We start from the raw sequence: 6107 nt of genomic DNA on the forward strand, positions 1-6107 counted from the left end.
TATTGAAGCCAGTCTGCGCCGTATCGCCCAGTACGATTACTGGAGCGATCAGGTACGCCGCTCGGTACTGATTGATTCCGGCGCTGATATTCTGCTGTACGGTAACGCCGAACGGGCTTTGGTTGAGCTGACCCATGCCATGAGTCAGGGCCGTACTTTGGACGATATGAAAGACCTGCGCGGTACCACCATTGTGCGTGATGCCACGCCAACAGGCTGGACGGAGATCGACTCCAGCCGTATCGACTGGCCGGGGCACATCGATCAGCTGCCTAACCCGTATGAAATGAAAGAGAGCAACAGCGAGAGCTGTGCCTCTGACAACGGCGGCAGCGCCGACGATGATGTTATGCCGGTAAAAATTATTCCTTTACCGCTGCAGCGCAAAGTCGATCACGACCCGGAAAAAACCTGCATTCGCCTGCCATCGTTCGAGAAAGTCCGTAACGACAGCGCACTGTACGCCCACGCCTCACGGGTGCTGCATCAGGAATCCAATCCGTACAACGCCCGTCCGCTGGTGCAGAAGCACGGCAATCAGGAAATCTGGGTGAATCCACCGCCGATTCCGCTGGAAACCGACGAAATGGATTCCGTATTCGGCTTTGCCTATCAGCGTGTGCCGCACCTAAGCTACGGCGATGCGAAAATCCCGGCGTACGAGATGATCCGTTTTTCGGTGAATATTATGCGCGGCTGTTTTGGTGGCTGTACTTTCTGCTCAATTACCGAGCACGAAGGGCGCATTATTCAGAGCCGTTCGCAGGAATCCGTACTGCACGAAATTGAAGAGATCCGCGACAAAGTACCGGGCTTTACCGGCACCATTTCCGATCTCGGTGGCCCGACGGCCAACATGTACCACCTGACCTGTAAGAGCGAAACAATTCTGAAGAATTGCCGCCGACTGTCCTGTGTGTACCCGACCATCTGTAAAAACCTGAACACCAGTCACAAAGCCACCACTGAGCTTTATCGGGCGGCGCGTAAACTTCCGGGTATTAAGCGCATCGCCATTGCTTCCGGTCTGCGTTATGACCTGGCGGTCGAAGATCCGGAATATGTACGTGAACTGGTAACTCACCATGTGGGTGGTCTGCTGAAAATTGCACCGGAACATACCGAACAGAATGTGCTGACCAAAATGATGAAGCCGGGCATGGGTACCTATGACCGCTTCAAGCATATGTTCGACAAATTCTCGAAAGAAGCGGGCAAAGAACAGTATCTGATTCCGTACTTTATTGCCGCCCATCCGGGCTCTGAAAATAAAGACATGATGAATCTGGCGCTGTGGCTGAAAGAACACAAAATGCGCGTGGACCAGGTGCAGACCTTCTACCCATCGCCGATGTCGCTGGCCACAGCAATGTACCATTCGGAGCGCGATCCGCTGCACCGTATGAGCTACAAGTCGAAGAAAATGGCCGTGCCACGGGATCTGAAAACGCGCCGTATTCAGAAAGCCTTCCTGCGCTACCACGACCCGAAAAACTGGGACATGCTGCGCGAAGAACTCACCGCCATGGGCCGCACCGACCTGATCGGTAAAGGCCCACATGCGCTGATTCCGGCGGCAGATGCACCATCCAAACGCCATCAGCGCCCGGGCTTTAAGCCAAAGGGCACAGCCGCTGGCGGCAAACCGGGTGCTAAAGCGAATGCCAGTGCCAAAGCGGCTGGCAGCGCAAAACCTGCTGCACGTTCTACGGCTAAACCGACTGCAGGGCGCAAGCCTAAAGGCCGTACGCCGCGCTGAGCTACTGCCTAGCGTCTGAGCTGGCCTGCAAGGGCCAGCTATTATCCTTCCGACGAACAATGTTCTGAACGACACCTGATCTGACGATCAACTGTTGAGTCTTTTGACAATCCAGGTGTATTCTCTGCCTCAGTGGCTGCATATCTTCAGCCGCAGACAGGCAGGGAACGCCGGTCTCATATCTGATCTGTTTCCTTCCTGCGCGCTAACACCTGTAAAAAGCGCACCTGTAAAAAGCGCACCTGTAAAAGCGCACTTTTAAAAACGCGGTTTTAAATACCAGGTTCTGAAAGAGCCACGTTTAAACTGAGCTCTGCTTTCATTCTCTGAGGGCGGGCCTCTGGTTGTATTTTCTATGGACAACGCTTTGTCCATTGCCAGTCCTGTTGTGCAATAAGGAAGGGCGGTAGCGTGTCTGAAGTCAGTCTGCTGTGTGCAGGTAAATGTTTGCCTAAAAATCCGTCGTGCTGAGTGTAATCCGCAGGGTATTGAGAGCTTCGCCTGAAATTAGTTTGAATAGAATGGCTGTCACCTTGAGAGCGGACGATCAGAGTGAAATCAGGGAATGAAGAGTGGTGTCGGAGCGAGTGTGCGGGGAATAAACTGTTATGAGCAAGCCCATGGAAACCATCACAATTAAAGTTAGGCTTAAAGGAGTTTTAATTTCTCTCTTTTACTCAGTTCCTTTGGGTTGGCTTGTTTGGTTTATATTAAGTAACGTTCAAGAAATAGAAAGCGGTCTGGTGCCAAAGGCGTTTGGTGTTTTAATAGTACTTGTTTTCTCCTTCTTGGGGTACATATCACCTGCTGGTTTTATCAAATCCGCATTATTATTTCTAAAGATATGGGGAATAGGGGTTGCAATTAATTCATTGTTTTGGTGGTAAATGTGGGAGTTCATAACAAAGTGTTCCTGTTGAGATTTTAACCGTGGGAACTACTGGGACATATATAGACGCTCCCTCGGTGTCAAGGCACAACTAGCCCGTGGCACCTTCTATGCCCATCCATTTCCTGTTTTTCATCAGTATTCTCGTTGATAAATCGGTGGTTGTTCTGACATATATCCGGCTTCTGATCGGGATCTGTATTCCCGCAGCCCTGATGAGATCCGAACCCTGCCACCTTTAACACCCACTCGATCTGACTCATGTCGATCGTGTCCAAGCCAGGTTCTGGCAGGGCCGGAGCACCCCGTTTATTTCATCAACTTACGAACACCTGATGAGATAATTACCTACTATGCTGGTTTGAATCCTTCTTCCCTGGTAAGCACGCACCAGATAATTCTCGCCAGTTTGTGCGCAACAGCAACAACACCTTTTTGAAGGCCGCGTCGCACGATGATTTCATTTATCCATTTTGCAAGCTTTGAGTCACTTTCTTTAACAGCCCATCTCACAGTATGTCGTGCTGCCTGGACCAGTAGCTTCCGCAAATACTGATCGCCACGCTTGGTTATTCCGCCCATGACCGACTTATTGCCACTTGCTGATTGACGTGGCGTAAGTCCTGTCCATGCAGCAAAATCCCGAGCATTTTTGAATACTTCTGCTTTTCCTACAGTACTGGTAATAGCTGTAGCTATGTGAGCACCAATGCCAGGGATCTGCATGAGGCGCTGACTATGAGGGTTCTTGTCACTATGACTTTTCAAAACCTTATTAATCTTATCAATGCGCTTTGTCTGATAGTCATACTCAACGATGGATGACTCTAGCTCAGATAGAAGGCTCCCTGACAGAGACGAATCTCTGATGATCTCTCGCACACCTTTAATGATGGCATTGATTCCAACCGGGAAAATATGGCCATAATCAGCAAGCAGCCCCCGAAGTTGATTGCATAAAGAGGTCCTGTTTGCAACAAGCCTTTCACGCATTCTGTGGAGACACTGAATATCCTGTTGATATTCAGCCTTTATTGGAACAAACCGGATGTTAGGTCGAAGTGATGCTTCATAAATCGCCAATGCATCATTCTTGTCATTTTTGTTTCCACGAACGAAAGGTGTTACATGCTGCGCCGGGATTAACAGAACTTCGTGGCCGGCCTTCTCGAAATATCGGCCCCAATAGTGTGAGGAGTAACAAGCCTCCATGACAATACGGGATCTTTCTCTGTTAGCCATGAAGTCCTGGAACCTGGTTCTGTTCAACCTTAGGCTTTTAATCGATTTTCCCTGATTTGAGATAACGCAAAGTTGAAATACAGATTTTGCAAGATCGATAGCGATAGTATTAAACTCTGTCATGTGGACGCTCCTCGTTTTTAAGTTTTAGTTCGCATTAAAACTTTAGCGCTTTTGACGCTGGTGATGAATGGGGAGCGTCCATCCCATCACCCACTTTAGTCGCCCGTGATAGCGGATAAAATTTCTGATCCAGTAAATATACGTTTTCTCGGTACGCAGGCTCATACCTCGTAGTCTCATGTAAGTACGAATGTCTTCAAGAAAGGGGCTTCGACTCATCATTCCGCTCCATGAAAATATACTGTATATATAAACAGTATATTTCATGAGGATGAAAGATCAATGCGTGTTTTGGCCTGAAATGAAAACGCGCATGCTCGTTGTTACGATCTGCTTTAATAAAAGGCTAATGAATTCAATTAGTTAGAGAATGGCAGGGGTTGATAACGCGCAAAGATGTTTTCACGGTAGGTGTGTAAACGCGCACGCGTATTTACACACCTGATGTGAATGTCAGTAAAAGAGCTTTTACCATACAGAACAATAGGTTAGGGTAACTGAAAGAAAGGAAAGGGCGGTGCCGAAACGAGCATGCGCACGAATAAACTGTTATGCTTTTGAAAATTTGAGAATCTGGAGAGTCAATGAAGACTAAGATAATTAATCTACAATTTGCGTTCTTTCTCAGGGATATCGTAGATCGTCCAGATATTGAATTTGGTGATTTGAATTCGAGGCTTCTCAATATCTTTGATGCTATGCCTCAAATGATCCCAACTCCCAGAGAGCTTCCGCCGGAAGTTCCCGTGATAATAATGAAATCTAGCAATGGGGCATACTCTTGCAATATTTCAAGATCTCGAATTGATTTTAATCTTTCCAGAATAAACGAAGAGAAATCAAATTCTGACTTGGTTAAAGATTTCAATGTCAAAATTTCTGCTCTTATAAAATATATATTAGAGAAGCAAGAAATTATTAGATTTGGAATGGTCGCGAGATACTTTCATAAAGATAATATGGCGATTAGAACGTTGAGAGGGAAATATTTTACAAGCCTCGTAGACGGCGCTGAAGAGTTGAGTTTGCGATATAATAAGCAAAGCGATTATTGCGGATATAAAATAAACGACGTAATTGAGATTAGTGCTGTTGATGCTGTAAATAATGGCATACAAGAAAAAGGAATTTTGGTTCAAAGGGATATAAACAATGTGCCAAAATCAGGAAGTCATTTTGACTTCAATACGCTGTTAAAGCTTTCTGAGAAGTATGCTCCTAAGATCACCGAGGCTGAGATAGAGAGGCTGATTAAATGAGTGCCTCCACTACGTCAACAAATGCCCCGTATTCGAACGCAAGTAGCTCCTCGTCGCCTACGCCACCTCATGACTATGTGCCAAATCCAAGCCCCCAACCCACGCAGCCCCAAGAATCTGGATTTAGCACTAAAGAAGTTCTTATTTATGGTGGCGGTCTTATTCTGACTGCAGTGGTTACCTATTTTTCAACGTTAATTTCGGTAAATTCGGACATTTCCAGTAATAGAGAAAGCATATCAGTTTTAAAGTCGGGAGTTGAACATCTTCAAAGAGATGTGCAGAGAGCGGAGAATAATATAGCAAAAAATCAAGCTGCCGCATCAAGAATTGGTATCGTAGAAGTGAAGATTAATGGCCTAGAGAAACAGTTTGATGCTCATGTTGGCGAGGAAGCAAACCAATAGGGCATAACAATCGGCTGCACAGCGACCGATTTTCCGCCGCTTCGCGGCTCCAAACCGGCGCATGAGCCGGGCGTTAGGCACCCGAGTTACCCATGAAAAGTAGACTCCTCACTACTACCTAATGAGGGTCTTTAAATGACTAAGAAAACCAAGAACAAATACAACCACTACACCGAAGACTTTCGTCGTGAAGCTGTGCGTCGGTCAGAGCTTCCCGGAGCCAGCGCAGTAGAAGTTGCTCGGGAACTCGGCATTCATCCTGGTCAGATTTATAATTGGCGTCGTCAATACAAGAGGCTGTCGGATAAACAGTTTAATACCGTGAATGGTGTCGATTATTCAAAAGAAGAAAGCGATGAGATACGCAAGCTCAAACGCCAGATCTCTGATCTCAAAGAAGAGAACGAATTCCTAAAAAAGGCCACGGT

General features: G+C 46.9%; 7 protein-coding genes. 5 read left to right on the plus strand and 2 right to left on the minus strand.

Translation table 11 applies throughout. The annotated features are described in order from the left end of the window. Nucleotides 1–1759, plus strand: a 1759-nt coding sequence (locus B2Z72_RS18785) for a YgiQ family radical SAM protein (RefSeq protein ID WP_297005578.1), incomplete at its 5' end; no start/stop codon positions are given. Between the two features lie 608 nt (nucleotides 1760–2367). Further along, nucleotides 2368–2646 carry a hypothetical protein gene (locus B2Z72_RS18790; protein ID WP_297005581.1) on the plus strand — a complete coding sequence of 93 codons (279 nt, stop codon included), beginning with the start codon at nucleotides 2368–2370 and terminating at the stop codon, nucleotides 2644–2646. A 353-nt stretch (nucleotides 2647–2999) separates the two neighbouring features. On the opposite strand, the gene B2Z72_RS18795 is transcribed toward B2Z72_RS18790, so the two are convergent. Together B2Z72_RS18795 and B2Z72_RS18800 are read right to left on the minus strand one after the other, a co-directional pair. Beyond that, nucleotides 3000–4013, minus strand: a complete 1014-nt coding sequence (locus B2Z72_RS18795; protein WP_297005585.1) for an IS110 family transposase — start codon at nucleotides 4011–4013, stop codon at nucleotides 3000–3002. A 42-nt stretch (nucleotides 4014–4055) separates the two neighbouring features. Then, nucleotides 4056–4280 (minus strand): phage integrase N-terminal SAM-like domain-containing protein, encoded by a 225-nt coding sequence (locus tag B2Z72_RS18800; protein WP_349681257.1) that lies wholly within the window; start codon nucleotides 4278–4280, stop codon nucleotides 4056–4058. 317 nt (nucleotides 4281–4597) lie between these two features. Here B2Z72_RS18800 and B2Z72_RS18805 point away from each other — a divergent pair, with 317 nt between their 5' ends. The 3 genes from B2Z72_RS18805 to B2Z72_RS18815 form a co-directional block, all read left to right on the plus strand. Continuing rightward, nucleotides 4598–5272 carry a hypothetical protein gene (locus tag B2Z72_RS18805; protein ID WP_297005587.1) on the plus strand — a complete coding sequence of 225 codons (675 nt, stop codon included), beginning with the start codon at nucleotides 4598–4600 and terminating at the stop codon, nucleotides 5270–5272. Further along, on the plus strand, nucleotides 5269–5679 hold the full coding sequence (locus B2Z72_RS18810) for a hypothetical protein (protein ID WP_297005588.1): 411 nt from the start codon (nucleotides 5269–5271) through the stop codon (nucleotides 5677–5679). The genes B2Z72_RS18805 and B2Z72_RS18810 overlap by 4 nt, the downstream gene beginning before the upstream one ends. A gap of 135 nt (nucleotides 5680–5814) precedes the next feature. Further along, nucleotides 5815–6107 (plus strand): transposase (locus B2Z72_RS18815; protein ID WP_297005589.1); only part of this gene is annotated, 293 nt, incomplete at its 3' end.

Source organism: Thalassolituus sp. UBA6592 (genome assembly GCF_002433655.1).
Taxonomy (GTDB): domain Bacteria; phylum Pseudomonadota; class Gammaproteobacteria; order Pseudomonadales; family Oceanobacteraceae; genus Venatoribacter.